At 39.6% G+C, this 1,389-nt stretch carries 1 protein-coding gene; it reads right to left on the minus strand.

Annotated elements, in window-relative coordinates; translation table 11 throughout:
• Positions 1-402 precede the first annotated feature (402 nt).
• Positions 403-1,389 (minus strand): helicase-related protein (locus G4P69_RS38235; protein ID WP_208355191.1); only part of this gene is annotated, 987 nt, incomplete at its 5' end.

Raw genomic sequence — 1,389 nt, forward strand, 5'->3', positions numbered from 1 at the left:
TTGTTCTTACTTGAACTACTAGGCTGGCTCTTTAAGGTAGAAATTGATGCTGAAGATATAGATACGCTATCTTTATTTGATAAGACTGGAGTTTCAGCTAAGCATGGAGTAACCATCGAAGTAGAGATAAAAGTGACTACAAGAGTTAGGAATGTGTGAGTGTATGGACGCATGGTAGTTTCTAGAAAAACTCTTTAACTATCTATAACCTAGCCGCAATATCCATCTTTACAAAAGAGAAATCCCACGGAAATATCGTATCTATTCGTAAACGTATTAAATTAGTTATTCATTCGTAGCTTAATAAAATATTTAAGAAGATTGTATATAGAAAATACCCGACGTTTATAGATTGAATGAATCGTTGCTCACTTGTCATGGCACGTGAGCGTTTTCATTAGTTCAGTTAACGGCTCGCAGCAATTCTGCAAATAAGGGGTCGCCAAAATTCATTAACCGTAGTGAAGGCATTTCCTCAAAAACATCAGGATAGAACGTAACAGTGTAGTTTTGACCTTTATGAACGAGTTGCCAAATACGTTCGCCTTTCGTCTCAAATTTCGAGCCACTAGCTTTTAAAATTACTGATGAGGTGAATAGTTGCTGGATATTTTCTGGTAGAAAAGGAGATGGAGCCAATGGTTCTTGAATTTCTGCTAAATCTCTATCTAAATCCATTGTTACCATTTCTTCGATTGCTAGACGCAGAGGGGGTCTATCTAAGACTGAGTCGAATTCAGACATTAGAACGTCCTCTTCTTCTGGGTCGGCGCTCATCGCAGCTTGTTCAATAAAGGTGGGGACTTGGGCTAAGATAGGTTGAAGGTTACCTACAACTGTAGCGAAAGCGTTGATGCGATCGCGCAATTTTTTGTAAACCTTGGCTTCAACAGTGCCGTCGTAGTAAAAATTGTGGACTCGTACAGTGGAATACCTTTGTCCAATGCGATCAATTCTCCCAATACGCTGTTCAACCCGCATAGGGTTCCAAGGCATATCATAATTAATCAACACTCCACAATTTTGTAAATTTAAACCCTCGGAAGCAGACTCAGTGCAAAGGAGAATTTTTATTTCATCTTGACGGAATCGGCGTTTAATTTCTTCCTTGGGAACTACACTCCACTTACCGTTCTGGTACAATTCCCCACCACGACCTGAATAGCAAGCAACTTGACTACCATACAACTCTCGCAAAGTATCGCGCAGATAGTCCATTGTATCGGTGTACTGTGTGAAAACAAGAGCACTTTCGCGTTCAGTTAATTCTTGGCGTAAAATTTGAATAAAGCGAGAAAGCTTGGTATCTTCCCCAGTATTTTCAAACTGGCAGAGTAAATCTTCAAGATATTGAATTTCTTGGGGGTCTACTGGTTCAAAGAAAGATTC

The sequence above is a fragment of the Aetokthonos hydrillicola CCALA 1050 genome, from assembly GCF_017591665.1.
Taxonomy (GTDB): Bacteria; Cyanobacteriota; Cyanobacteriia; order Cyanobacteriales; family Nostocaceae; genus Aetokthonos; species Aetokthonos hydrillicola.